Origin of the sequence: Streptomyces sp. NPDC048604 (assembly GCF_043199435.1) — a bacterium.
Lineage (GTDB): Bacteria > Actinomycetota > Actinomycetes > Streptomycetales > Streptomycetaceae > Streptomyces.
Genome location: NZ_JBICVX010000022.1, coordinates 28,877 through 52,290, shown reverse-complemented (window position 1 = coordinate 52,290; position 23,414 = coordinate 28,877). Strand labels below are relative to the sequence as shown.

The 23,414-nt window shown below is 73.8% G+C and carries 18 protein-coding genes; 6 read left to right on the top strand and 12 right to left on the bottom strand.

Going from position 1 to position 23,414, the window contains the following annotated elements:
* Positions 1 to 2: 2 nt before the first annotated feature.
* Together ACGFMM_RS32855 and ACGFMM_RS32850 are read left to right on the top strand one after the other, a co-directional pair.
* Entirely contained in the window at positions 3 to 1,010 is a 1,008-nt protein-coding gene (locus ACGFMM_RS32855; RefSeq protein WP_393650141.1) for an ABC transporter ATP-binding protein, read from the top strand.
* Positions 1,007 to 1,840 (top strand): ABC transporter ATP-binding protein, encoded by an 834-nt coding sequence (locus ACGFMM_RS32850; protein ID WP_393650140.1) that lies wholly within the window; start codon positions 1,007 to 1,009, stop codon positions 1,838 to 1,840. Before ACGFMM_RS32855 ends, ACGFMM_RS32850 begins: the two co-directional genes overlap by 4 nt.
* A 37-nt stretch (positions 1,841 to 1,877) precedes the next feature.
* Here the strand turns inward: ACGFMM_RS32850 and ACGFMM_RS32845 are convergent, their stop codons facing one another.
* Complete coding sequence (locus ACGFMM_RS32845; RefSeq protein WP_393650139.1) at positions 1,878 to 4,556, bottom strand: SpoIIE family protein phosphatase; 2,679 nt, start codon at positions 4,554 to 4,556, stop codon at positions 1,878 to 1,880.
* Between the two features lie 91 nt (positions 4,557 to 4,647).
* Here ACGFMM_RS32845 and ACGFMM_RS32840 point away from each other — a divergent pair, with 91 nt between their 5' ends.
* The 3 genes from ACGFMM_RS32840 (at position 4,648) to ACGFMM_RS32830 (ending at position 9,670) form a co-directional block, all read left to right on the top strand.
* Positions 4,648 to 6,990: an ATP-binding protein gene (locus ACGFMM_RS32840; RefSeq protein WP_393650138.1), complete on the top strand. Its 2,343-nt coding sequence runs from the start codon at positions 4,648 to 4,650 to the stop codon at positions 6,988 to 6,990.
* An 86-nt stretch (positions 6,991 to 7,076) separates the two neighbouring features.
* A complete protein-coding gene (locus ACGFMM_RS32835) occupies positions 7,077 to 8,903 on the top strand; it encodes an ABC transporter ATP-binding protein (RefSeq protein WP_393650137.1) in 1,827 nt (608 codons plus the stop codon).
* Between the two features lie 41 nt (positions 8,904 to 8,944).
* Complete coding sequence (locus ACGFMM_RS32830) at positions 8,945 to 9,670, top strand: DUF2470 domain-containing protein (protein WP_393650136.1); 726 nt, start codon at positions 8,945 to 8,947, stop codon at positions 9,668 to 9,670.
* Here the strand turns inward: ACGFMM_RS32830 and ACGFMM_RS32825 are convergent, their stop codons facing one another.
* Entirely contained in the window at positions 9,671 to 10,639 is a 969-nt protein-coding gene (locus tag ACGFMM_RS32825) for an MASE1 domain-containing protein (RefSeq protein WP_393650183.1), read from the bottom strand. It abuts the gene before it with no gap.
* A gap of 85 nt (positions 10,640 to 10,724) precedes the next feature.
* Complete coding sequence (locus ACGFMM_RS32820) at positions 10,725 to 11,558, bottom strand: PP2C family protein-serine/threonine phosphatase (RefSeq protein ID WP_393650135.1); 834 nt, start codon at positions 11,556 to 11,558, stop codon at positions 10,725 to 10,727.
* Between the two features lie 147 nt (positions 11,559 to 11,705).
* Here ACGFMM_RS32820 and ACGFMM_RS32815 point away from each other — a divergent pair, with 147 nt between their 5' ends.
* The gene (locus ACGFMM_RS32815) at positions 11,706 to 11,999 is read left to right on the top strand and encodes an antibiotic biosynthesis monooxygenase (RefSeq protein WP_393650134.1); all 294 of its coding nucleotides are present in this window, start codon (positions 11,706 to 11,708) and stop codon (positions 11,997 to 11,999) included.
* A 26-nt stretch (positions 12,000 to 12,025) separates the two neighbouring features.
* Here ACGFMM_RS32815 and ACGFMM_RS32810 read toward each other — a convergent pair whose 3' ends face one another.
* The 9 genes from ACGFMM_RS32810 to ACGFMM_RS32770 all read right to left on the bottom strand — a co-directional run bounded on the left by ACGFMM_RS32810 (position 12,026) and on the right by ACGFMM_RS32770 (position 23,397).
* Positions 12,026 to 14,956 (bottom strand): NHLP bacteriocin export ABC transporter permease/ATPase subunit, encoded by a 2,931-nt coding sequence (locus ACGFMM_RS32810; RefSeq protein WP_393650133.1) that lies wholly within the window; start codon positions 14,954 to 14,956, stop codon positions 12,026 to 12,028.
* A gap of 1 nt (position 14,957) precedes the next feature.
* Complete coding sequence (locus ACGFMM_RS32805) at positions 14,958 to 17,099, bottom strand: NHLP family bacteriocin export ABC transporter peptidase/permease/ATPase subunit (RefSeq protein ID WP_393650182.1); 2,142 nt, start codon at positions 17,097 to 17,099, stop codon at positions 14,958 to 14,960.
* A gap of 131 nt (positions 17,100 to 17,230) precedes the next feature.
* Positions 17,231 to 18,037 carry an HlyD family efflux transporter periplasmic adaptor subunit gene (locus ACGFMM_RS32800; protein ID WP_393650132.1) on the bottom strand — a complete coding sequence of 269 codons (807 nt, stop codon included), beginning with the start codon at positions 18,035 to 18,037 and terminating at the stop codon, positions 17,231 to 17,233.
* A 72-nt stretch (positions 18,038 to 18,109) separates the two neighbouring features.
* On the bottom strand, positions 18,110 to 18,334 hold the full coding sequence (locus ACGFMM_RS32795; protein WP_393650131.1) for a type A2 lantipeptide: 225 nt from the start codon (positions 18,332 to 18,334) through the stop codon (positions 18,110 to 18,112).
* Positions 18,335 to 18,791: 457 nt separating this feature from the next.
* On the bottom strand, positions 18,792 to 19,991 hold the full coding sequence (locus tag ACGFMM_RS32790; RefSeq protein ID WP_393650130.1) for a cytochrome P450: 1,200 nt from the start codon (positions 19,989 to 19,991) through the stop codon (positions 18,792 to 18,794).
* An 89-nt stretch (positions 19,992 to 20,080) separates the two neighbouring features.
* Positions 20,081 to 20,878: an ABC transporter permease gene (locus tag ACGFMM_RS32785; RefSeq protein ID WP_393650129.1), complete on the bottom strand. Its 798-nt coding sequence runs from the start codon at positions 20,876 to 20,878 to the stop codon at positions 20,081 to 20,083.
* On the bottom strand, positions 20,875 to 21,867 hold the full coding sequence (locus ACGFMM_RS32780) for an ATP-binding cassette domain-containing protein (RefSeq protein WP_393650128.1): 993 nt from the start codon (positions 21,865 to 21,867) through the stop codon (positions 20,875 to 20,877). Before ACGFMM_RS32780 ends, ACGFMM_RS32785 begins: the two co-directional genes overlap by 4 nt.
* Positions 21,868 to 21,973: 106 nt before the next feature.
* Entirely contained in the window at positions 21,974 to 22,810 is an 837-nt protein-coding gene (locus ACGFMM_RS32775) for a DUF4097 domain-containing protein (RefSeq protein WP_393650127.1), read from the bottom strand.
* Between the two features lie 59 nt (positions 22,811 to 22,869).
* Positions 22,870 to 23,397: a toxin-antitoxin system HicB family antitoxin gene (locus ACGFMM_RS32770; RefSeq protein WP_393650126.1), complete on the bottom strand. Its 528-nt coding sequence runs from the start codon at positions 23,395 to 23,397 to the stop codon at positions 22,870 to 22,872.
* Positions 23,398 to 23,414 lie beyond the last annotated feature (17 nt).

Genomic DNA, 23,414 nt, shown 5'->3' with positions numbered 1-23,414 from the left:
CCATGAGCCAGGCTCCGACCACGCGCGCCTCGACGACGCGGGCCACGCCCGTCCTTGAGATCGACGGACTCGGCGTGCGGCTGCCCGACGACCGGGCCGCCCGGCCCATCCTGGACGGGGTGAGCCTGACCGTGCACGCCGGGGAGACCGTGGGTCTCGTCGGCGAGTCCGGCTCCGGCAAGTCCGTCGCCTGCCGCAGCATCCTCGGCCTCCTCCCCGCCGGCGCCCGCACTAGCGGAGCGGTCCGGGTCTCCGGCCGGGACGTGCTCGCCATGAACCGCGCCGAACGCGCCGCGCTGCGGGCCCGCGAGGTCGCCATGGTCTTCCAGGACCCGCGCGCCTCCCTCAACCCGCTGCGCCGCGTTGGCGACTTCCTCACCGAGGGGCTGCGTGCCTCCGGTACGCCCGCCGACCGGGCCGCCGCCCGCGCCGCGGAACTCCTCGACGCGGTCGGCATCCGCGATCCGCGCGGAGCCCTGAAGCGTCACCCGCACCAGTTCTCCGGCGGCATGCTCCAGCGCGTCGTCATCGCCGCCGCCCTCGCCGCCGAACCGGCGCTGCTCGTCGCCGACGAGCCGACCACCGCCCTCGACGTCACGACCCAGGCCGAGGTCCTCGCGATCCTGGCCCGGCTGCGGGCCGAACACGGCACCGGCATGCTGTTCGTGACCCACGACCTCGAACTCGCCGCGGCCGTCTGCGACCGGGTGTACGTGATGTACGCGGGCCGGATCGTCGAGACCCGGTCCACGGACGAGCTCTTCGACCGGCCCCGCCACCCGTACACGGCGGGCCTGCTCGCCTGCACCCCGCGGATCGAGGCGGGAGCGTCCGCGCCCCGGCCGATCCCGGGCCGGCCGGTCTCCCTGGCCGAGGCCCCGCCCGGCTGCGCCTTCGCCCCCCGCTGCGCCCACGCGGTGGCGCGCTGCACCCAGGAGAAGCCCGAACTGGCCCCGCACGGCGAGGGCTTGGCCGCCTGCCTCCGCGCCGAGGAAGGAATCACGCTGTGACGAAGGGAAAGCCGGCGGACGGAACACTGACGGCCGACGGAGGAAAGCCCGCCGACGAGGGACTGCTGGTCGAGGGACTGCGCAAGCGGTACGGGGCCCACACGGCCGTCGACGGGGTGTCGTTCGCGCTCCCGCCGGGCGGCTCGCTGGCGATCGTGGGGGAGTCCGGCAGCGGCAAGACGACGACGGTGCGCATGCTCGTCGGTTTGGAGCGCGCGGACGGCGGCACGGTCCGCCTCGACGGCCGGGACCGCTCGGCCCGCGCCCGCGGCCGGACCGAACGGCTCGCGCGGGCCCGGGAGATCCAGATGGTCTTCCAGGACCCGTACCTGTCCCTCGACCCCCGGGTGACGGTGAGCGGCTGCCTCGACGAGGTGCTGCGCCTGCACTCCGGTCGGGACGCGGCCGGGCGGCGGGCCCGGGTCGCCGAACTCCTCGACCAGGTCGGCCTCGGCGCCCGCGAGGCGGCGGCGCTGCCGCGCGGCCTGTCCGGCGGGCAGCGCCAGCGGGTGGCGATCGCCCGCGCGCTCGCGGTGGAGCCGCGGGTGCTGGTCCTGGACGAGGCGGTCGCCGCGCTCGACGTGTCGATCCAGGCGCAGATCCTGGACCTGCTGCGCGAGATCCGCCGCGAGGCGGGGATCGGCTACCTGTTCGTCACCCACGACCTGGCGGTCGTCCGGCACATCGCGGACGAGGTGCTCGTGCTCAGGTCGGGCGCGGTGATGGAGCACGGCCCGGTGGACCGGGTGCTCGACGCGCCGGAACACCCGTACACCCGGCTGCTGTTGGACTCGGTCCCCAGGCGCGGCTGGAACCCGTCGATACCGTGACGGCGCTCGGGCCGCGCTGTCCTCCGAGCCCGCCCGCTCACTCGGTCCCGTCCGGCAGCGGCAGTTCGCACCAGATGACCTTGCCCTCCGGCGTGCAGCGCGTGCCCCAGCGGTGGGCGAGCTGGGCGACCAGGAAGATGCCGCGGCCGCCCTCGTCCGTCGTCGCCGCCCAGCGCAGGTGCGGCGCCGTGCTGCTGCCGTCGGAGACCTCGCAGTACAGGCTGGTGTCGCGGAGCAGCCGGACCCGGACCGGCGCCGTGCCGTAGCGCAGCGCGTTGGTGATCAGCTCGCTCAGGATCAGCTCGGCGGTGAAGCCCAGCTCGTCGAGCCCCCACTCGGACAGCCGTCGGGCGCAGGCGTTCCGGATCTTCCCCACCGCGGACGGGTCCATCGGGACGTCCCACTCCGCCACCTGGTCCGGTGCGAGGCGGCCGGTCCGGGCGACCAGCAGGGCCACGTCGTCCGACGGGTGCGGGGCGGGCAGGGCCCGGGCGGCGGCCCGGCAGGTCTCCTCCGGGCTGCGCCGCCCGTCGCCGGCCAGCGCGGAGCGCAGCCGCTCCAGGCCCTGGTCGACGTCCCGCTCGCGGGTCTCGACCAGTCCGTCGGTGAACAGCACCAGATGCGCGCCCTCGTCGAGTTTGAGCTCGGTGCTCTCGAACGGCCGGCCGCCCACGCCGAGCGGCGGCGCCAGCGCCGTCTCGGGGTACTCGACCGCGCCGTCCGGGGTCACCAGGGCGGGCCCGAGGTGCCCGGCGCGGGCCAGGGTGCAGATCCCGGAGACCGGGTCGTACACCGCGTACGCGCAGGTGGAGCCGGTGATCTGGTACTCGCCGCACTCCTCGTCGGTCTGTGCGACCAGCTCGTCGAGCCGGCCCATCATCTCCTCCGGCGGCAGGTCGAGCGCCGCGAACGTGCGGATGGCGATGCGCAGCCGGCCCATGGCGACGGCCGCGTGGATGCCGTGTCCGACGACGTCCCCGACCACCAGGGCGGTGCGGAAGCCCGGCAGGGGGATCACGTCGTACCAGTCGCCGCCGACCCCGGCACGGGCCGGCAGGTAGCGGTGCGCCACCTCCAGCGCGGTCCGCCGGGGTGCGAACCGCGGCAGCAGGCTGTGCTGCAGGGCTTCGGCGGTGCCGTGCTCGCGGGTGAAGCGGCGCGCGTTGTCGACCGACACCGCGGCGCGCGCGGCCAGCTCCTCGGCGAGCAGCAGGTCGTCGTGCTCGTACGGCGTGCCGTCCGGCGACCGCCGGAACTCGACGAGCCCGAGCACACCGTCCCGTACCCGCAGCGGTGCCACGATCACCGAGTGCGGCCCGTCGGCCGCCAGGACCGCACGGCCGCCGTCCAGGCTGCGGGCCTGCGGCGAGCCGTCGGCCACCGCGACCACGCCGCCGGCGGCGTCGGGCCCGGCCGCGCCGGGCGTTCCGCGCAGCGCCGTGCGCCGCAGCAGGCGGTCGGGCGCGGCCGGCTCCTCGCCGCGCGTGACGGCGTCGACCAGGTCGACCGTGACCGCGTCGGCGAACCGGCCGAGCGCCACGTCGGCGAGCTCGTCGCAGGTATGGGTCATGTCCAGGGTGTCGCCGATCCGCATGCCCGCCTCGTACAGCAGCCGCCGGCGCTGTCCTTCGGCCTCGACCCGGCCGGCCAGCTCGTGCAGCTCGGTCGAGTCGCGCAGGGTGACCACGTTGCCGGGCAGGCCGCCGAAGGGCGCGGTGGGCCGTTTGTTCACGGCCAGGGTGCGGTCGCCGGCCCGGTGGATGCCGTCGGTGACCTCGTCGGCGGACGACAGCAGGTCGGCCGTGGCCGGGGCGAGGTCCAGCTCGGCCAAGGGCCGCCGCTCGGCGTCGGCCGGCAGGGCGAGGAGCCGGCGGGCCTCGTCGTTGGCGAGCATGATCCGGCCGTCGCCGCCGGTGATCACCACCCCTTCGCGGACCGCGTGCAGGACGGCGTCGTGGTGCTCGTACATCCGGGCCAGCTCGGCGGGGCACAGGCCCCGCGTCTGGCGTCGCAGCCGCCGGCCGGCCAGCACGGTCGCCACTAGGGCCAGCGCCACGGCGGCCGCCGCGCCGCCCAGCAGCACCGGCAGGTCGGCGCCCACGACGGAGTCGACCGTCTCGACGGTGATGTTGACGGCGACCACGCCCTTGGGAGTGCCGTCCGCCCCGAACACGGGCACGGTCGTCGCGATCGAGTGGTAGTGGGCCTCCTCCAGCTCGAAGGTGACCGTCCGCCCCTTCCGCAGCTGCGGTACCACCTCCTCGGCCACGTACCGCGGCTGGGCGTACGGGCGGCCCAGGTACTCGGGGTACGGCGAGGTGAGCTGCACGGAGTCGGGGGTCAGGACCACTACGGAGTCCACGCCGGTCGCCTTGCGCACGGCTTCGGCCCGCGGCTGCAGCGTCGCGGACGGGTTCGGGCCGTCCAGCGCCGCGACCAGGCCGGGAGCGTGGGCGAAGGACTCGGCGACGCCCCGGGTCACCCGCCGGGCGTCGTTCACGGTGCTGGACCGGGCCTGGAGCACCAGTGCCGTCACACCGGCGGCCACCAGCAGCAGCACGATGACCAGCTCGACCACGAGTGCCCGGCCGGCCACGCTGCGCGGATCCAGCAGCGCCCGGATGCCGGGCCGGCTGCGGGCCCGCGGGCTGGTGTGGGTACGTGACCGCACCCGTAGACGCTCGAACACGTATCCACCGTGCAGGTAGCGCGTCATGATGGGGACGGAGAAACTACGTATTCGACTACGTATTCTCGAAATGTCGGGAACAGTCCGATTCCATGTCGATCGGGAGGCGGGACGCCGGGTGACTGCAGCGAGCGGGCGGGCAAAGACCGGGAACCTCCCGGCCGACGTCACCAGTTTCGTCGGCCGGCGGCGCGAGATCACCGAAGGACTGCGCCTGCTCTCCTCCTCCCGGCTGCTGACCCTCACCGGCTCCGGCGGCGTCGGCAAGACGCGCCTGGCGCTCCGGGTGGCCGACCGGGCGCGCCGGACCTTCCGCGACGGCGTCTGGCTGGTCGAACTGGCCGACCTCAACGACCCGTCCCTGCTCGCCCACACCACCGCCGAGCGGCTGGGCCTGCGGGCCGAGCCCTCCCGCGACCGCGTCGAGCTCGTGATCGACCACCTCGCGCCCCGCGAGACGCTGCTCGTCCTGGACAACTGCGAGCACCTGGTCGACCAGTGCGCGGCGTTCGTCGCCGCCCTGCTGCCCGCCTGCCCCCGGCTCACCGTCCTCGCGACCAGCCGGCAGTCACTCGGCGTCTACGGCGAGAGCACCCTGCTCGTGCCGCCGCTGCCGGTGCCCGACCCCGACCACGAGCTCTCGGCCGCGGAGCTGGCCCGGTACGACTCGGTGGCGCTGTTCGTCGACCGCGCACAGGCCGTCCTGCCCGGCTTCGACGCGGCGGACGGCACCTCGCCCGAGGTCCTGGCCCGGCTCTGCCGCGATCTCGACGGCATCCCGCTGGCGATCGAGCTTGCGGCCGTCTGGCTGCGCACGCTGTCCCTGGGGCGGCTGGAGGAACGGCTCTCCGAGCGCTACCGGCTGCTCACCACGGGCCCGCGCAGCGCGCCGACGCGTCAGCGGACGCTGCGCGCGCTGATCGACTGGAGCCACGAGCTGTGCTCCCGCCCCGAGCAGCTGCTGTGGGCCCGGGCCTCGGTCTTCGCCGGGGGCTTCGACCTCGCCGCCGTGGAGTTCGTGGGCGCAGGCGACGGGGTGACCCCCGAGGAGCTTCCGGACCTGCTGCACTCCCTCGTCGACAAGTCGGTCCTGATCCGGGAGGACCACCGCGCGGACGTCCGCTACCGGATGCTGGAGACGCTCCGCGAGTACGGACTCGAACGGCTCGCGGCGGCCGGCGAGGAGACGGCGGCGCGGCGCAGGCACCGCGACTGGTACGCCGCGCTGATCGAGCGGTTCGAGGCGGAGTGGATCGGCCCGGGGCAGGAGGCCTGGCTGGACCGCCTGGACCACGAGCACGCCAACCTCCGCGCCGCGCTCGCCCACTGCCTGAACCAGCCCGGCGAGGCCGTCGTCGCCCTGCGCATGGCCACCGCCGTCGACGAGTACTGGAGCATCCGCGGGCTCAACACCGAGGCCCGCTACTGGCTCGACCAGGCGCTCGCGGCCGCCCCGGAACCCGGCCGGGAACGGATCTCCGCCCTCTGCCTCAACGCCTGGTACGCGCTGCTGCAGAGCGACGCCGCGTCCGCGCTGCCGCTGCTCGACGAGGCGGAGGCGCTGGTCGAATCCTCCGGCGGCCCCGGCCAGGCCGCCTTCGTCGCGCACGTCCGGGGCATGGCGGCCCTGTTCGCCGGCGACATGGGCCGGGCGGCGGAACTGCTCGACCGGGCGCTGGAAGGCTTCCGCGCCGGACGACCCCGCGGCGAACTGTTCGCTCTGTCCATGCTGGGCCTCGCCGAGGGGCTGAGCGGCGAACGGGCGCGGGGCCTGGCCCGTATCGAGGAGTGCCTCGCGCTGGCGCAGGAGCGCGGAGAGACGTACTGGCGCTCCTGGGCGCTGTGGTCCCTCGCGTTCCTGGAGCTCGACCACGACCTGGGCCGCTCGGAGGCGGCGGCCAAGGAGGCGCTGAGCGTCCACGGCAGCATGGAGAGCCGGCTCGGCACCGCCTTCCTCGTCGACCTGCTCGGCTGGGTGAGCGTGCGGCAGGGCCGCCATGTCCGCGCCGCCACTCTCTTCGGCGCGGCCGCCGCGGTCTGGCACCCGATGGGCACCACCACCCTCGACGGCATCGCCCCCATGGCCGCGGTCCAGGACGACCACGTGGCCAGGGTCCGCGCCGCCCTCGGCGACGAGCGGTACGAGTCCGCCTTCGGGCACGGCAACGGGATGTCGGCGCGCAGCGCGGTCGAGTTCGCCCTGGAGGACCGCGAGAAGCCGGAGCGCCGGGCGCCGCGGGACACCGCCGACGAGACCCCGCTGACGCCGCGGGAGCGTCAGGTCGCGGCCCTGCTGGCCGAGGGGCTCTCCAACAAGGAGATCGCCGGCCGCCTCGTCGTGGCCACCCGAACGGCTGAAACCCATGTGGACCACATCCTGAGCAAGCTCGGCTTCACCTCCCGCGCCCAGGTCGCGGCCTGGGCCGCCGCCCACGACCTCACCCCGCCCGCCGAAGGCTGAGCGGCCCGGAAAAACGCTTGGACGGCGGGGAGCTCTCTGCGGGACAGTCCGGTTTCTCACTGCTGGTACCACAACAGAGGGTTGAGATGGGATTATCTGTATCGCGCGAAGGGCTGCCGAGCAGCGGCTCGGTGCTCCTCGCCCTCCGCTTCTACGGGCGCGAACTGCTCCGCATGCGCCGGCTCGCGCTTCCGGCCCTGCTGCTGCCCGCGCTCGGGAACGTCTGCATCGCCTACGTCGCCCCGCTCGTCGTCGCCAAGCTCGTCGGCGGGATCGCCGACGGCGAGGGCACCGGGATCGACGAGGCGCTGCCGTACGTCCTCGGCTTCGCGGGCGTGCTGCTCGCCGGCGAGACGCTGTGGCGCTTGGGGCTGCACTGTCTGAACCGCGTCGACGCCCGGGGCATCGAGCACCTTTACATCATCGGCATGGACGAACTGTTCGCCAAGGACGCGGCGTTCTTCCACGACAACTTCGCGGGCTCGCTGACCAAGCGGGTCCTCAGCTTCGCCTCCCGCTTCGAGGAGTTCGTCGACACCCTGACGTTCTCCCTGATGGGAAGCCTCGTCCCGCTGGCCTTCGCCTCGGTCGTGCTGTGGCAGTACGACCCGCTCCTCGTCCTCGGCCTGCTGCTGCTCATCGCCGTCACGGGCGTGTGCGTGGCCCCGCTGATCCGCCGCCGGCAGGCGCTGGTCGCCGAGCGGGAGCAGGCGATCGCGCGGGTGTCGGGGCATGTCGCCGACAGCCTCACGAACATGGACACGGTCCGCTCGTTCGCCGCCGAGGACCGCGAGGCGGCCGAACACCGCTCCCGCGTGGCCGAGTCGCGCCGGCTCACCCTGCGGTCGTGGGACTACGGCAATCTGCGCATCGACACCGTCGTCGCGCCGATGTCCGTGCTCACCAATGTGCTGGGTCTGGTGCTCGCGCTGTCCCTCGGCGCGGGGCAGCACGGCGTGGAGGCGGTCATCGTGGCCTTCACGTACTACGCCAACGCCACCCGCATCATGTTCGAGTTCAACCAGATCTACCGGCGCCTCGAGAGCTCGATGACGGAGGCCGCGCAGTTCACCGAACTGCTCGCGGACCCGCCGACCGTCGTCGACCCGCCGGCGCCCGAGCCGCTCACGGTCCGGTCGGCCGACGTGCGGTTCGAGGACGTGGTCTTCACGCACGGGGGCGCGGCGAAGCCGCTCTTCGACAAACTCCTCCTGGACGTGCCCGGCGGGTCGAAGCTCGGCCTGGTCGGCCGCTCCGGCGGCGGGAAGACCACGCTCACCCGGCTGCTGCTGCGGATGACGGACGTCGACGGGGGCCGGATCCTGATCGGCGGTCAGGACATCAGCAGGCTGCGCCAGGCGGAACTGCGCAGCCTGATCGCGTATGTGCCGCAGGACCCGGCGATGTTCCACCGCACCCTGAAGGAGAACATCGCGTTCGCCCGGCCGGGCGCGACGGACGCGGAGATCAGGCTCGCGGCGGAGGCGGCGCACGTCACGGAGTTCGTCGACGCGCTGCCCCAGGGCTTCGACACCATGGTCGGCGAGCGGGGCGTGAAGCTGTCCGGCGGCCAGCGCCAGCGGGTCGCGCTGGCCCGGGCGATCCTGCGGGACGCGCCGATCCTGCTGCTCGACGAGGCCACCAGCGCACTGGACTCGGAGAGCGAACTCCTCGTCCAGGACGCGCTGTGGCGGCTGATGGACGGGCGCACCGCGCTCGTGGTGGCGCACCGGCTGAGCACGGTGGCCACCATGGACCGGCTCGTCGTCCTCGACCGGGGACGGATCGTCGAGCAGGGCACGCACAAGGAACTGCTCGCCGTGGAGGGCGCGTACGCGAAGCTCTGGCAGCACCAGTCGGGCGGTTTCTTCGACGACACGGCGGGACGCACTGGAGCGGAGCAGGGGCATTAGGTTAGCCTTACCTAAGTCCAATCGTCCCGTGAGGAGTCGCCGTGAGTGCTGCCCCCGAACCCGCGCCGTCCGAGCAGACCGCCGCCGAGCGGGTCCGCTCCGTGCTGGCCCAGGCGGAGTCCCTGTCCCTCACCACGGAGGGCCAGAGCTACGACCTGATCGGGATGCTCTCCGTCGGCCCCCAGGGCCGGATCCACCTCCACCCGCCGGCCGACAGCCCGCTGGCGGCCCGGATCGCCACCGCTCCCTTCGGCGGTCCGGCCGCCCTGCTGGACTTCACCGACATCGCGCCGACCGCGATGCGCGACCGCGTCCGCAGCCGGGTGACGCTCGCCGGCCGGCTGACCCCGGCCGAGCCGGACGCCCCCGGCGGGCCCATCCGGCTCGAGATCGCCCGGGTGACCCTGCGCACCGCGGCCGGGGCGCTGGACGTCGCCCTCGACGCGTTCGCGCTCGCCCGGCCCGACGCCCTTGCCGTCGAGGAGGCCGCGATGCTCACGCACCTCGCCGACGCGCACGAGGACCTGGTCGCCGAACTGCTCCTGCTCGCCGGTCCGCAGGTCCCGCCCGGCGTCCTGCGGGTCGCCCCGCTCGCCGTCGACCGGCACGGCCTCACCCTGCGCTGCGAGTACGAGCTCGGCCACTGCGACCTGCGGTTCCTGTTCGCCGCCCCGGTCCGCGACGGGGCCGAGGCCGGCGAGCAGATCCGGCGCCTGCTCACCGGCCGCCGCTGCCCGCACCGGCACGACGCGGACGCCGGCGTCTGATCAGGGCGGCGGCTTCTCGGGCGGCGTCTCGTACGGGTCCGTGCCCGGATCCAGCTGGGTCAGCATCACGGCGAACCGGTTGCAGAGCCGGCTGAGCTCGTCGTGCGTCTTGTTGCGCTCGGTGATCAAGGCCGCCAGCAGGAGTGCGGTCAGTGCCGTCGTCCCGTTGAACGCCTGCAGCGTGACCATCGTGGCGAACAGGTCCTCGTCGTCGAACGGCCCCGCACCGCTCGTGGCGGCCACGATCGCCAGGAGCGAGACCACCAGCGCGCACGGCGCCGCCCCCGCGAGCCGGAACCGGAAGGCGGCCCAGATCAGGAACGGGGAGACGAGGAAGAGCAGGCTGGAGTGCTCCGTGCGAGTGGCGATCAGCGTGACGAGCACCGTCCCGACCGCCAGCGCCCCCGCCTCCAGCCAGCGGGCCGGTGACGCCCGTACCGGCCACCGGAGCCTGCGCAGCACCAGCAGGAACGGGGTGACGACGAGGATCCCCATTGCGTCGCCCGTCCACCACACCGACCAGGTCGACCAGAAGTCGCCGGCGTCCACGGCGCCGGACAGCACCAGGGCGCTCGAGCCGATCGTCGAGCTGATCAGCATGCCGGCCAGGGCGCCCAGGAAGATCAGCGCCAGCACGTCCCGCAGCCGGTCCAGTTCTGGTCTGAAACCGGCCCGGCGCAGCAACAGCAGCGCGGCCAGCGGGGCCAGTGTGTTGCCCGCCGTGATGGCGAGGACCGCGAGCACCGACGGGCCGAGGGTCACGTTCACCAGGAACGCGCCGAGCGCGACGCCAGGCCAGACCCGCACCCCGAACACGAGCAGCGCCGCCAGCGCGAGTCCGGTCGGCGGCCACAGTGGCGTGACCTGCTCGCGCACGAGCTGCTGGACCAGCCCGACCCGGGCTGATCCGTAGTACGTGGCGGCGACGGCGAGCACGAGCACGACCTCGAACCCGTGGCCGGCGAGCATGCGCCGTGCGCTGCCGGATCGGCGACGACCCTGCTTCGCGCTGCACACGACGCCAGTCTGCGCTCCCGCCCGGGGACCGGCGACCTCAGTCGCCGTCGGCCGGACCGTCGTAGCGGACCACGAGGACCGCCGCGTCGTCGCGGTGGCCGGTCAGGTCGGCCACCTTCACCACCGCCGAAGCGAGGACGTCGGGGTCGGCGTCGAACCCGCGGCGCACCAGCTTCGCCACCTCTGCCAGCCCCGCCTCCATCGGGTAGTGCGGCCCCTCCACCACCCCGTCGGTCAGCAGTACGAGCACCCCGGCCTCGGTCAGCCGCCGGTGGGTCACCGGGTACGTCTCGCCCGCGGCGATGCCCAGCGGCGGGCCGCCGCTGTCCAGGGCCACGCTGGAGCCGCCGCCGGCGGTCGCCCACACCATCGGCACATGGCCGGCGCGGGAGACCGTCAGGTCCCGGGTCGCCGGGTCGAAGCGCAGGAAGCAGCAGGTCGCGAACAGGTCGCAGCCCATGGTGATCAGCAGGTCGTTGGCGCGGGCCAGCACCTCGCGGGTGTCGGAGGTCGTCTGTGCGATCGCGCGCAGGCTGGTGCGCACCTGCCCCATGAAGGCGATCGCCTCCACGTCGTGGCCCTGCACGTCGCCGATCGCGAGCCCCAGCGAGCCGTCGTTCATCACGAACGCGTCGTACCAGTCGCCGCCGACGTCCAGGCCGTCCCGCGACGGCGTGTATTTGGCGGCCAGGTGCAGGCCCGGCAGTTGGGGCAGTCCGGGCGGGAGCATGTGGCGCTGCAGCGCCATGGCCAGCTCGACCCTGGCCCGCTGGTACTTGATCCGGTCCAGGGCCTGGTCGACGAGGTGCCCGAGCGCGACCAGGAGCTGCTGCGCGTTCTCGGGCGGCTCGGGACGGTGGTGTCCGCGCATCGCAGGGCTCCGGGTTCTCCCGCCGGCCCCCCACCTCACCCTAGCCCGCGCGGGCGGGATCGGGGGTGCGGGCCTACGGTGGTCGAAGGGGCGGCGGCAGGCCGTCGCCGCCGCGGTTTCCCGAATCCCGTATGCGAGGAGGCTGCGATGGAGCAGCACTTTGTCTGGGTCACGACGCGCCGTATCAAGCCGGACAGCTTGGCCGAGTTCGAGCGGGCCTGGCGGCCGGGGATCCATCCGGACGGGCTGCTGCACGCGTTCGCGTACTGGTCCGAGGACGGCCAGGAGATCACCGGGGTGTCCGTCTGGGACTCCCAGGACGCCTGCGAGGGCTGGCGGTCCTCCGACGCCGAGCGGGAGCGGCGCGAGGCGATGACCCCGTACGTCGTGGCCGAGCAGGAGGGCTTCTACCGCGGCGGCGCGCTCACCATTCCACGCTGAGCCCCCCCGCGGCTGAGCCCCCCCGCTCACCGCAGCTGGCGGCGGACCAGTTCGTGCAGGGCGCCGCCCGGGTGCGCGAGGAGCGCGGCCGGCGGGCCCTGCTCGACGATGCGGCCCTCCGCCATCACGATCACCCGGTCCGCGTCCATCACCGTCGACAGCCGGTGCGCGATGACCAGCCGGCTGGCGCTCAGCTTGCGGGTGCTGTCCATGACGACGCGCTGCGTCTCGTTGTCGAGCGCGCTGGTGGCCTCGTCGAAGAACAGGATGCGCGGCCGGCGCACCAGCGCCTGGGCGATCATCAGCCGCTGACGCTGCCCGCCGGAGACCGCCCCGCCGCCGGAGATCATCGTGTGCAGGCCCATCGGCATCCGCTGCACGTCCTCGGCGAGCCCCGCCATCGCGGCCGCCTCCCACACCTCCTCCTGCGAGTACGACTCGGCGCCGCGGATGCAGTCCAGGATCGAGCCGGACAGCGGCTGCGCGTTCTGCAGCACCACCCCGCACTGCCGGCGCACCGCGGCCTGGTCGAGCGCGGCCAGGTCCTGACCGTCGTACAGCACGCTCCCGGACGCGGGCCGGTCGAAGCCGATGAGCAGCCGCAGCAGCGTCGACTTGCCGCAGCCGCTGGGGCCGACGACCGCCACGAACTCGCCCGGCCGGACCTGCAGCGACACGTCGTCGAGGACCAGCGGGCCGTCCTCGGTGTAGCGGAACGACAGGCCGCGGGCCTCGATCTCCCCGGTCAGCACACCCGGCCGGGCGCCCGCGCCGCGCACCTCGGGCTCCTCGTCGAGCAGCGGCCTGACCTGCTCGAACAGCGGCAGCGCCGCGGCCGCCGAGACCAGCGCCCCGGTGACCTGGGTGACGGAGGTCAGCAGCATCGTCAGGGCGGTGCTGAACGTCAGGAACCCGGATGCGGACAGCGTGCCCTCGGCCGGGCCCGCGAGCAGCACGAACATCGTCACCGAGCACAGTGGCAGACACACCGCGTCGAGCACCGTGCTCAGGTTCCGGATCCGCCCGGCCCGCTGGTGCAGCTCCCGCGACTTCGCGAACTCCCGCGCCCAGGCCGCGTACGCGAAGCTCTCCGCCGCCGCGACCCGCAGCTTCGGCAGGCCGCGCAGAGTCTGGTACGCCTGGTTGTTCAGCTTGTTGCCGAGCTCCACGAGGCGGCGCTGCCAGCGCAGCTGCCACAGCCCCAGGCCGAGGAACACCGCGCCGACCACCACCAGCATGCCGAGCGCCACCAGGGCCAGCGCCCCGCTGTACGCGAACAGCAGCACGACGTTCATCGCGCCGACCGTGCAGGCCTGCAGGACCACCGGCCCCAGACCCGACAGCACCTGGCGGACCGCGCTGACGCCCATCGCCGCACTCGCCAGCTCGCCGGTGGAGCGGCCGGCGAAGAACCGCGTCGGCAGCCGCAGCAGCCGGTCCCACACCGCGGGCTGCAGCGCCGCCTCGATGCGGCCCTCCATGCGCAGCACCGTCAGGTTCTGCAACAGCATGAACGCGGCCGTGACCAGGCCCGCGAGCAGCACGCCGACGGACACCTGGACGATCAGGTCGGTGCGGGCGTTCGGCACGAACTCGCCGAGCACCCGGCCGGTCGCGACCGGCACCAGCGCGCCCAGACCCACCGTCACGAGCCCGCCGAGGAACAGGTTCCGCAGGTCCGCGCGGGCGCCGCGCAGACTGAAGCGGAGCAGCCGCCACGGCGTCACCGGCCCCGGCGGCAGCGGCCGGTAGAACATCACCGCCCGCGGCTCGAACTCCTCTGCGGTGTCGGCGTCGACGCGGATCCGCCGCCCGGTGGCCGCGTTGACCGCCTCGTACCGGCCGCGCCGCCACAGCAGCGCCACCGGCGCGCCCGACCGGGCGCGGTGCCCGACGAGCGGGCCGCAGTCCTGCCGCCACCAGGCGCCGTCGAGCCGCACCTCGCGGGTGCGCAGCCGCGCCGCCGTGGCGATCCGCTCGACCGGGGAGACCCGGTCGTCCGGCTCGCCGCCGCGCGGGGCGTCGGGGAGCGTGATGCCGCTCGCCGAGGCGACCAGGCGGCAGACGGCGTACACCGCGTCGTCCGCCGCCCGGTCGACGGCCGCGTCCGGTCCCGTCGAGCGCCCGTCACCGCGCCTGGACCGGTCGGGCCGCCCGATCGAGGCGAGGAGGGCCTGGTCCGCGCGGGCGCGGACGGCCTCTCCGGCCCTGATCCCCTCGGCCGCGCGGTCCTCGTGGGCGCGGTCGAGGCGTTCGATCCAGCGGTCGACGGCGGACAGCAGCCGGTACTGCTGGTTGACCATGCGCTGCCACATCGCGCCGTCGACGAGCAGGTCGGCCGCCGCCTCCGCGCCGGCCGAGGCGCCGTACCGAACGCTGCCCGGCTCGACGTCCATCCACAGGACGTCGTCGTCGGCCACGGCGTCGTCGGCGCCGGGGCGGCCGTCGAGCGGGGCCTCGAACAGCACGCCCAGACCGCGGCCGACGCCGAGCGCGAAGGCGTGCTCCAGGGGGCCGGCCTCGGGGGTGTACGCCTGGGCCTGCTGGGGCGGGTACTCGTAGGTGTGCCAGACGCCCCACTCGTCGTACGCGCCGTACGGCTCGTACGACTCATAGGTCTCGTACCCGGGCCGGTGCAGCTCCCGCAGGTCGATCCGGCGCACCAGGCAGTCCGGCGAGGGCCGGCCGAGCAGGGTGTGCCGGGGGCCCTCGACCGGGCCGAGCAGCAGCGTCCCGGTCTCGAGCCGGCCGAGGAAGTGCCAGGCGCCCTGCTCGACGGCGTCCACCGCGAACAGGTCGAGCGCGCCGCTCACCACGAGCCACAGCACATGCGGCCCCTCGAGGGGGAGGGTGCGCAGGCCGGCGCAGTCGACCGGAGCGCCGAGCCCGCCGAGGGCCTGCACGACCGGGTCGGGGGCGATGGTCCTCCCGGAGTCGTGGGGGTACGCGGACGACACGTCAGTGCTCCTTGACCAGCTCGGCGTACGCGCCCCCGGCGGCGGCCAGCTCCTCGTGCCGGCCGCGCTCCACCACCGTGCCGTGGTCGAGCACCAGGATCTCGTCGCTGTCGCGGACGGTGCTCAGCCGGTGCGCGATGACCACGCAGGCGCAGCCGCGCCGCCGCAGGTTGTCGATGATGGTGCGCTCGGTCTCCGCGTCGAGCGCGCTGGTCACCTCGTCCAGGACCAGGACGCTCGGCCGGCGCACCAACGCCCGGGCGATCTCCAGGCGTTGGCGCTGCCCGCCGGAGAAGTTGCGGCCGTCCTGCTCGACGCGGCCGTGGATGCCGTCGGGCCGGCGGGCGATCACGTCCAGGAGCGCGGCGTCCCGCAGCGCCGCGGTCACCGCCTCGTCCGGGATCGACGGGTCCCACAGCGCCACGTTGTCCCGGACGGTGCCCTCGAAGAGGAACACGTCCTGGTCGACGAACGAGACCGACGCGGCGAGCGTGCCGCGCGGGATGTCGTCGAGCCGCTGGCCGTCGATGCGGATCACGCCCTCCCAGGGGCTGTAGAGCCCCGAGATCAGCCGGGAGACCGTGGACTTGCCGCTGCCGGAGCCGCCGACCAGGGCGATCTGCTGCCCCGGTCCCACGCTCAGCGAGAAGCCGCTGAGCAGCGGCTTGTCGAGCGGGCTGTAGCCGAAGGAGATGTTCTCCAGGGTGACGTGGCCCTTGAGCCGGCGGGTGTCGGACTCGGGGTCCGGGCCCCAGTACACCGGGTCCACCGGGAAGTTCTCGACGTCCTTCAGCCGGGCCAGGTCCGCGGCGAAGTCCTGGATCCGGCCGGCGACCCCGTTGAGCCGGGTGATCGGGGCGCTGAAGCGCGCCACCAGCGCCTGGAACGCGACGAGCAGACCGATCGACAGATGGCCCTCCACCGCGCGCAGTCCGCCGATCCACAGGATCAGCGCGCTGTTGGCGGTCGCCAGCGTCGGTGCGACGATCGCGAGGACCGCGCTCGGCACCCCGAGCCGCTGCTGCACGTCCAGGGTGGTGGCGTGCTGGCCCGCCCAGCGGCGGAAGAAGCCCTGCTCGCCGCCGGTCGCCTTCATCGTCTCGATCAGCTGCAGACCGGTGTACGAGGTGTTGGTCAGCCGGGCGCTGTCGGCGCGCAGCTTCTGCGTGCCGGTCGCCCGCAGCCGCACCACGACCCGCATCGCGACCACGTTCAGCAGCGCGATCCCCACGCCCACCAGGGTGAGCTGGGGGTCGTACGTCCACAGCAGCAGCGCGTACAGGATCACCACGATCCCGTCGACGGCGGCGGCCGTGAGATCGCGTGCCAGGGTCTCGGCGACGGCGTCGTTGGACTGCAGGCGCTGGACCAGGTCGGCCGGACTGCGCTGGGCGAAGAAGCCCACCGGCAGCCGCATCAGATGGCGCAGGAAGCGGGCGCTGCTGAGCGTCGACGAGATGATCCGGCCGCGCAGCAGATTGGCCTGCTGCAGTCCGGTGAGCACGGCCGTGAGCGCCACGAGCGCGGCCATCGACGCGAACAGCGGCCCCAGCAGCGAGTTCTGACCGCCGATCAGGAACAGGTCGATGTACGTCCGGCTGAGCGCCGGCAGCGCCGCGCCGACGGCGACCAGCAGCAGGCTCGCCAGCAGCGTCGCGAGCAGGGTGCCGGTGGTGCCGCGCAGCCGGGCCGGCAGCGCCTGGAGCACGCCGGGCCGTCGGCCGCCGGGGCGGAAGTCGTCGGTCGGCTCGAAGACCAGGGCGACACCGGTGAAGCTGGTGTCGAAGTCCTCGGCCGGCACGAAACGGCGGCCCTTGTCCGGGTCGTTGATGTGCACGCCGCGACGGCCGAAGCGGCGGCCGGCGCCGTCGTACACGACGTAGTGGTTGAACTCCCAGAACAGGATCGCGGGCGGCTTCACCCCGGCCAGCGCCGTCGGCTCCATCTGCATGCCCTTGGCCTGCAGTCCGTAACTGCGAGCCGCCTTCAGGACGTTGCTGGCGCGCGAGCCGTCGCGGGAGACGCCGCAGGCGATCCGCAGCTCCTCCAGCGGCACATGGCGGCCGAAGTGCGCGAGCACCATCGCCAGCGCGGCGGCCCCGCACTCCACGGCCTCCATCTGCAGGACGGTGGGGGTGCGCACGGCCTTCTGCCTCGGCTGCGCGGGCTGCCTGCGGGGCCCCCGCCGGCCGGCGGCCCGCCGGGGCTCGGGCGGCCGGGGCGGCTGGGGGCGGCGGCGCCTGCGGTCGGCCGGCGGGAGCCGGCGCTGGGCGGTCACGGCAGCAGCCAGTCGATCGGATGCTGTTCGGCGAGCCGGACGACAGCGGTGAGCGGGGTCATGGAGCCCAGCTGGTGCGGCGGGCCGCCGGCGGACGACCAGGCGTACCCGGAGGCGTTCTCCGGCGCGCGCTCCAGGCGCACCAGTACGGGCAGGGTCCGGCCCTGTTTCACGAACTGGTCGGCGAGCTGGCCGTTGCCGAGGAAGGCGGCGAGCTGCTGGCGGGACTGGGCGGTGCGGGCCACCGCCTCGACGCGTCCGCGCAGCACCCCGTACTCCTGCTGCGGGACGGTCTGGACGGTGAGGTCCACGGCCGCGCCGACGGGGATGCCCGTCGCGTCCTGCGCGGTCAGGTAGACCACGGCCTTCAGCGGGTCGTCGGGGCCCTGGACCCGCTCGACGGCCGCCACGTCCGTGCCGACGGTGACGACGGCGCCGATGCCGGCGGCGAGGGCGGTCAGCCGGCCCGCGGCGAGGGTGCGGACGGTCGTGGCGCCCTGGGGGGTGCGCAGTTCGAGGAGCGGCGCGTCGGCGTCGACGCGGTCGCCCTCCTTGGCCAGGACCTCGGTGACCTGACCGGCGACCGGGCTCTGCAGGACGTAGCCGCCCTGCCCGTGGGTGAGCAGCCCGGGGGCGCTCAGCGTGGCGGAGACGGTGCCGGTGACGGCCCAGACCGTGGCGGCGGCCATCGCGAGGACCGTGACGACGAGGACGGGCCAGCCCTGGGGACGGGCGAAGCGCACCGGCAGATCGATGTCGTCGCCGGACTGCAGCTTGGCGAGGGCCTGTTGGCGGAACTGCATGAACTCTCCGGAGAGGCGGGCATGCCCCGGGGTCGCCTCAGCGGCCCCGGGGCATGCGACGCGACGCTGTGCTCAGACGCCCGCGACGGTGGCGTTGACCAGGCCGGCGATCGGAGCGGTGTTCAGGCCGGTGGCGCCCTCCACCGTGCCGACGAGGGTGCCGACGAGCGGGGTCACGGCCGGGGCGATGCCGTCGATGGCGAGGGTGCCGTTGGCGACGACGCCGCCACCGAGACCGCCGGACACGTTGTCCAGGTCGGCGTCGGAGATCTCCATGGTCTGGATCTGGGGGTTCATGAAGTGTGTTTCCCTTCAAATGGGGACGTACCGAAATAGCCGCGGAATGCCAGGCACCGGACCGGTGGCATCGATCCGGAGGGGGAGCTTCCGAGGTGGCCTGGATCAAAGCACGCCGACGCGTCGCCCAGCCAATCGAACGGAGCCCTCAAGGGGCGTGCACCTGTGCCGAATTGCGATCGGGTGCACAAGCGTCCATCACTTGGGGGCACCTTCTTCACGACTTCACCCGAGACGACCGCCGGCCGGGCGGAGGGACACTGACACGGAATTAGACATTCCGCTCAGAGGCCGTCCGGCCCGGCCGGCGGACCGTGCAGGACCTGGGGGAACCTCGGGAGGCGGTGTGACCTCTGCGCAATCGGTGTGCAGATCGCGCGGTCGTCGCGGCGCGTCGCCGCTCGGTGCCGTTCGGTGACGGCGACGGCCGCGGCGGGGGCGGCGGTGAGCAGGAGCGTCAGGCCTCGTCCCAGGCGACCGGCAGGCTGTGCACGCCGTAGATGTTCATGTCCGTGCGCAGCGGCACGTCCTTCGGGTCGACGGCCAGTCGCAGGGTCGGGAACCTGGTCAGCAGCGCCGGGAGCGCCACCGTCATCTCCACCCGGGCCAGCTGCTGGCCCAGGCACTGGTGGATGCCGTGGCCGAAGGCCAGATGGCCGGTCGCGGCGCGGTGCAGGTCCAGCGCGTCCGGGTCGTCGAACCTGCGCGGGTCGCGGTTGGCCGCGTCGAGCGCCAGGGTCACCGACTCGCCGGCGCCGATCACCTGCCCGGCCAGCTCCACGTCCTCCAGCGCCGCCTTCACCGTCGTGTGCGCGATGCTCAGATACCGCATCAGCTCCTCGACCGCCTGGCCGGCCGGCTCCGGCTCCGCGCGCAGCGCCGCCGCCTGCGCCGGGTTGCTCAGCAGCGCGAACGTGCCGTGCGCCAGCATGTTGGCCGTGGTGTCCAGGCCCGCGGCGAGCAGGAAGGCGCCGAGGCCGGTCAGCTCCTCGACAGTGAGGTCCGAGTCCTGCGCCAGATCGCTCAGCAGGTCGTCGGTCGGCTCGGCCCGCTTGCCGAGCACCAGGGCGTGCATGTACTCCATCAGGCCCGTCATCGCCGCCCCGCGCTCCTCCATCGGGACGTCCATGGACATGAGCGTGGCCGCCTGCCGCTGGAACGTCTCCTGGTCGGCGTACGGCACGCCGAGCAGCTCGCAGATCATCAGCGCCGGGATCGGCTGGGCGAACACCGGGACGAGGTCCACGCCCGGACCCTGACGCTCCATCGAGTCCAGCCGCTCCGCGGTGATCTCCTCGACCCGCTCGGCGAGCAGCCGCATCCGGCGGACGGTGAAGCGGCCCATCAGCAGCCGGCGGAAGCGGGTGTGCTCGGGGGCGTCCATGCCCGTCATGTCGCCGGGCGGGGCGGGCGGCAGCGGGCCCTCCGGGCTGCCGGGGAACGGCAGGTGCAGCAGCTCGTAGCGGGAGCTGAACCGCGGGTCGGCGAGGATCGCGCGGACCTCCGGGTACCCGGTCGCCAGCCAGCCGACATGCCCGTCGGGGTACGTCATCCGGCGCAGCGGCTGTTCCTCGCGGAGCCGGCCGAGCCCGGCGGCCGGGTCGAAGGGACAGCCGGCGGCGCGCTCGGTGGGCAGGGTGACGGGGTGGTCGGTCATGGTTCCCTCCAGGGGTAAGCGGTGCACGGGTAAGCGGTGCACGGGTACGGGGTCGCGTACGGGGTCGGTGGCGTCGTGTCGCACGGGCGTCACCGTGCGGCGGTACGGGTGAAGGCGCGGCGGGCCCAGAAGTAGCCGACGAGCGTGAGGCCGACGCACCAGGCGAGGGCCAGCCAGCCGCTCGTGCCGATCGCGGTGCCCATCAGCAGCCCGCGCAGGGTCTCGATGACCGGCGTGAAGGGCTGGTACTCGGCGAACCAGCGCAGCCCCGCCGGCATCGAGTCGGTCGGCACGATGGCGCTGCCGAGGAAGGGCAGGAAGGTCGCAGGCAGCGGGATGTTGCTCGCCGACTCCGGCGTCCTGGCGATCAGACCGACGCCGGCCGACAGCCAGGTCAGGGCGAGGGTGAGCCCGGCGAGCAGTCCGGCCGCGGCCAGCCACTCCACGAACGTGGCGTTCGGGCGGAAACCGATGGCGAGCGCCACGCCGACGACCAGCGCGATGGCCAGCAGCGTCTGGATCACGCTGCCGACGACATGCCCGGTCAGGAACGAGGCGCGGGAGATGGACATGGTCTTGAACCGGTTGACGATGCCCTCGGTCATGTCGACGCACACGCCCACGGCCGTGGCGACCGCGCCCGCGGTGGCGGCCATCAGGATGATGCCGGGGGCGACGTAGTCGATGTACGCGCCGCCGGAACCGCCCTGCGCGCCGGGGGCGATGCCCGCGCCGAGGGCGCCGCCGAAGGCGTAGTTGAACAGCAGGAGCATCATCACGGGCATGACGACGGTGGAGACGGTCATGGCGGGATAGCGCTGCGCGTGCTTGAGGTTGCGCCGCAGCATCGTCATCGAGTCGCGCAGGGCGTAGGAGTTCGTGCTCATCGCGAGGAGTCCTTCGGGGATTCGGAGCGGCCGGTCAGGGTGAGGAAGACGTCGTCGAGGTCCGGCGTGTGCAGGGTCAGCGACTCGGCCCGCAGCTGCTCGGCGTCCAGGACGTCGAGCACGGCCCGGAGCGTGTCGACGCCGCCATCGCCGGCCACGCGCAGACTCAGCGCGTCGTCGTCGCGGACCGAGCCCGCGAACCGGACGGCGGCGGCGTCCAGTTGGGCGGCGTCCGGGAAGGTCAGCCGGATGTGGCCGCCGGGGATCAGGCGCTTGAGCTCGTCGGCGGTGCCCTCGGCGACGATCCGGCCGCGGTCGAGGACGGCGATCCGGTCGGCGAGCCGGTCGGCCTCCTCCAGGTACTGCGTGGTGAGGAAGACGGTGACGCCCTGCTCGTCGACGAGCGCGCGGATGATCTCCCACATGGTGCGCCGGCTGCGCGGGTCGAGACCGGTGGTCGGCTCGTCGAGGAAGATGATCCGCGGATCGCCGACCAGCGTCATCGCCAGATCGAGCTTGCGCCGCATGCCGCCGGAGAAGGTGGACACGGGCTTGCGGGCGGCCTCGGTCAGTTCGAACCGTTCGAGCAGCGCGGCGGCCCGGCGGCGGCCCTCGGCGCGCGGCAGGTGCTCCAGGTCCGCCATCAGGAGAAGGTTCTCCTCGGCGGTGAGCAGACCGTCGACGGCGGCGAACTGCCCGGTGACGCCGATCGCGTCGCGTACGCCCGCGGCCTCGCGCACCAGATCGCAGCCGGCCACCTGCGCCTCGCCGCCGTCGGCGGGGACGAGCGTGGACAGGATCTCCACGGTGGTCGTCTTGCCGGCGCCGTTGGGGCCGAGCAGGGCGAAGACCGTGCCCTCGGGGATACGGAGGTCGACGCCGTTGAGGACGACCTTGTCGCCGTACGCCTTGCGGAGGTTCACGGCGGAGATGGCGGGCGGGGTCTCGGTGCGGGAGCCGAGGGCAGTAGTGGTGGTTGTCATGGGCATGACGAATCAACCTCCGTGCGGGGGTGGTGAGCGAGCGAGGAGCGAGGTTGGCGGCCCGGAAGGAGGTGATCCCCTCCCGGGGCCGAGTTGCCTACCGGAGCGCGGGTCAGGCCCGGCGGACGAGGATGTCGCCGACGGCGGTGCGGGCCTGCACCTCGACGGTGTCGTTCGCCCCGCCGGGCCCCTCGGACGCGCCGAGGGAGTTCTCCACCCGGCCGAAGCCGGTGTGCACGTCGAGCCAGGCGGCGGTGGCCTCGGGGATGCCGATCTCGATGTCGCCGACCGAGGTCCGCAGTTCGACGCGGCCGCGGGGCGCCTCCCCGACGCGGATGGCGCCGTTGGCCGACTTGGCCTCCACGCCGGAGTGCGCCGCGCCGACGCTGATCCGGCCGTTGGACGCGTCGAGCTTCAGCGGACCGGAGACCTCGCCGATCTCGGTGTCGCCGTTGCCGTTCCTGATGTTCGCGGCGCCGCCGACGGTGCCGACCTCGACCCGGCCGAACGCCTGGATCCTGGCGTCGCCCGAGGCGCGCTCGACGCTGACGTCGCCGTGCGAGGTGCGCAGATCGACGGTGCCCGCCTCGGCGAGCCGGATGTCGCCCATCGAGGTCTTGACCCGGCAGTCGCCGAGCAGGCCGGAGCAGAGGATGTCCGCCATCGGGAAGGACCCCTGGAGGTTCGACCCGGCGGGCAGTTCGACCGTCACGTCCATCGACCCGGTCCGGCCGAACAGGGAGCGCTTCTTCGGGCCCTTGAGAGTGAAGGTGCCGTCGGCGTACGTGACCTTGGTCTGCTGGACGGCCTTGACGTCCGCCTCCTCGGCGGCGTCGCGCGGCAGGACCTCGACGACCGTGGTGGTGCGCTTGCCCGCGAGGACCCGGACGGTGCCGGCGTCGAACTCCAGGACCGCGGTGATGGGTTCGGGGGTGTCGTAAGAAGGCATGGCTGTCCCGTCCTGATGACTCGGGTGGTGGTTCCGCGGGTGCGGGGCGTGGTGCGGTGCTACCGGACCCAGCCGGTGTAGCTCTGCCCGTGCTTGACGCCGCGGGCGGGGGTGGTCGGCCGGGCCGGCTCGCCCGACTCCAGGGCGCGGGACACGGCCCGTACGAGCCAGGCGTTGACGGACAGGCCCTCCTGGCCGGCCGCCTCCTCGGCGCGGGCCTTCAGATGGGCGGGCAGACGGAGGTTGATACGGGCGGTGGCGCCCTCGTCGCCGTCGCCGCCGAGCGGCACCACGGGGGCCGACGCCGCCGGGGCGGCCGGCAGGCCGGTCTCGGGCTCCGGCACCGGGGCGGGCGTCACGACGAACTCGGGGTCGAGCCCCCGCAGCCGGACGTCCACCGAGCCGGGCGCGAGCTCCCGGGTGATCTCGTCCGAGGCGGCCGACAGCGCGTTGAGGATGGTCAGCCGCGCGGCCGACTCGAGAGGCGCGGTCAGCCGCTCGGCCAGGGCCCGGGCCTCGTCCCCGCCGGCGTTCGCGGCGACGGCGAGCTCGTGGCGGAGGTGGTCGACGTAGGGGGTCAAGTCCATGACGTCATAGTGGCACC

Excerpts from the sequence above, each read along its gene's own strand:
- ACGFMM_RS32855 (WP_393650141.1), top strand. The coding sequence starts at position 3 with ATGAGCCAGGCTCCGACCACGCGCGCCTCGACGACGCGGGCCACGCCC.
- ACGFMM_RS32845 (WP_393650139.1), bottom strand. The coding sequence starts at position 4,556 with ATGACGCGCTACCTGCACGGTGGATACGTGTTCGAGCGTCTACGGGTG.
- ACGFMM_RS32835 (WP_393650137.1), top strand. The coding sequence starts at position 7,077 with ATGGGATTATCTGTATCGCGCGAAGGGCTGCCGAGCAGCGGCTCGGTG.
- ACGFMM_RS32825 (WP_393650183.1), bottom strand. The coding sequence starts at position 10,639 with ATGCTCGCCGGCCACGGGTTCGAGGTCGTGCTCGTGCTCGCCGTCGCC.
- ACGFMM_RS32820 (WP_393650135.1), bottom strand. The coding sequence starts at position 11,558 with ATGCGCGGACACCACCGTCCCGAGCCGCCCGAGAACGCGCAGCAGCTC.
- ACGFMM_RS32815 (WP_393650134.1), top strand. The coding sequence starts at position 11,706 with ATGGAGCAGCACTTTGTCTGGGTCACGACGCGCCGTATCAAGCCGGAC.
- ACGFMM_RS32800 (WP_393650132.1), bottom strand. The coding sequence starts at position 18,037 with ATGCAGTTCCGCCAACAGGCCCTCGCCAAGCTGCAGTCCGGCGACGAC.
- ACGFMM_RS32795 (WP_393650131.1), bottom strand. The coding sequence starts at position 18,334 with ATGAACCCCCAGATCCAGACCATGGAGATCTCCGACGCCGACCTGGAC.
- ACGFMM_RS32790 (WP_393650130.1), bottom strand. The coding sequence starts at position 19,991 with ATGACCGACCACCCCGTCACCCTGCCCACCGAGCGCGCCGCCGGCTGT.
- ACGFMM_RS32785 (WP_393650129.1), bottom strand. The coding sequence starts at position 20,878 with ATGAGCACGAACTCCTACGCCCTGCGCGACTCGATGACGATGCTGCGG.
- ACGFMM_RS32780 (WP_393650128.1), bottom strand. The coding sequence starts at position 21,867 with ATGCCCATGACAACCACCACTACTGCCCTCGGCTCCCGCACCGAGACC.
- ACGFMM_RS32775 (WP_393650127.1), bottom strand. The coding sequence starts at position 22,810 with ATGCCTTCTTACGACACCCCCGAACCCATCACCGCGGTCCTGGAGTTC.
- ACGFMM_RS32770 (WP_393650126.1), bottom strand. The coding sequence starts at position 23,397 with ATGGACTTGACCCCCTACGTCGACCACCTCCGCCACGAGCTCGCCGTC.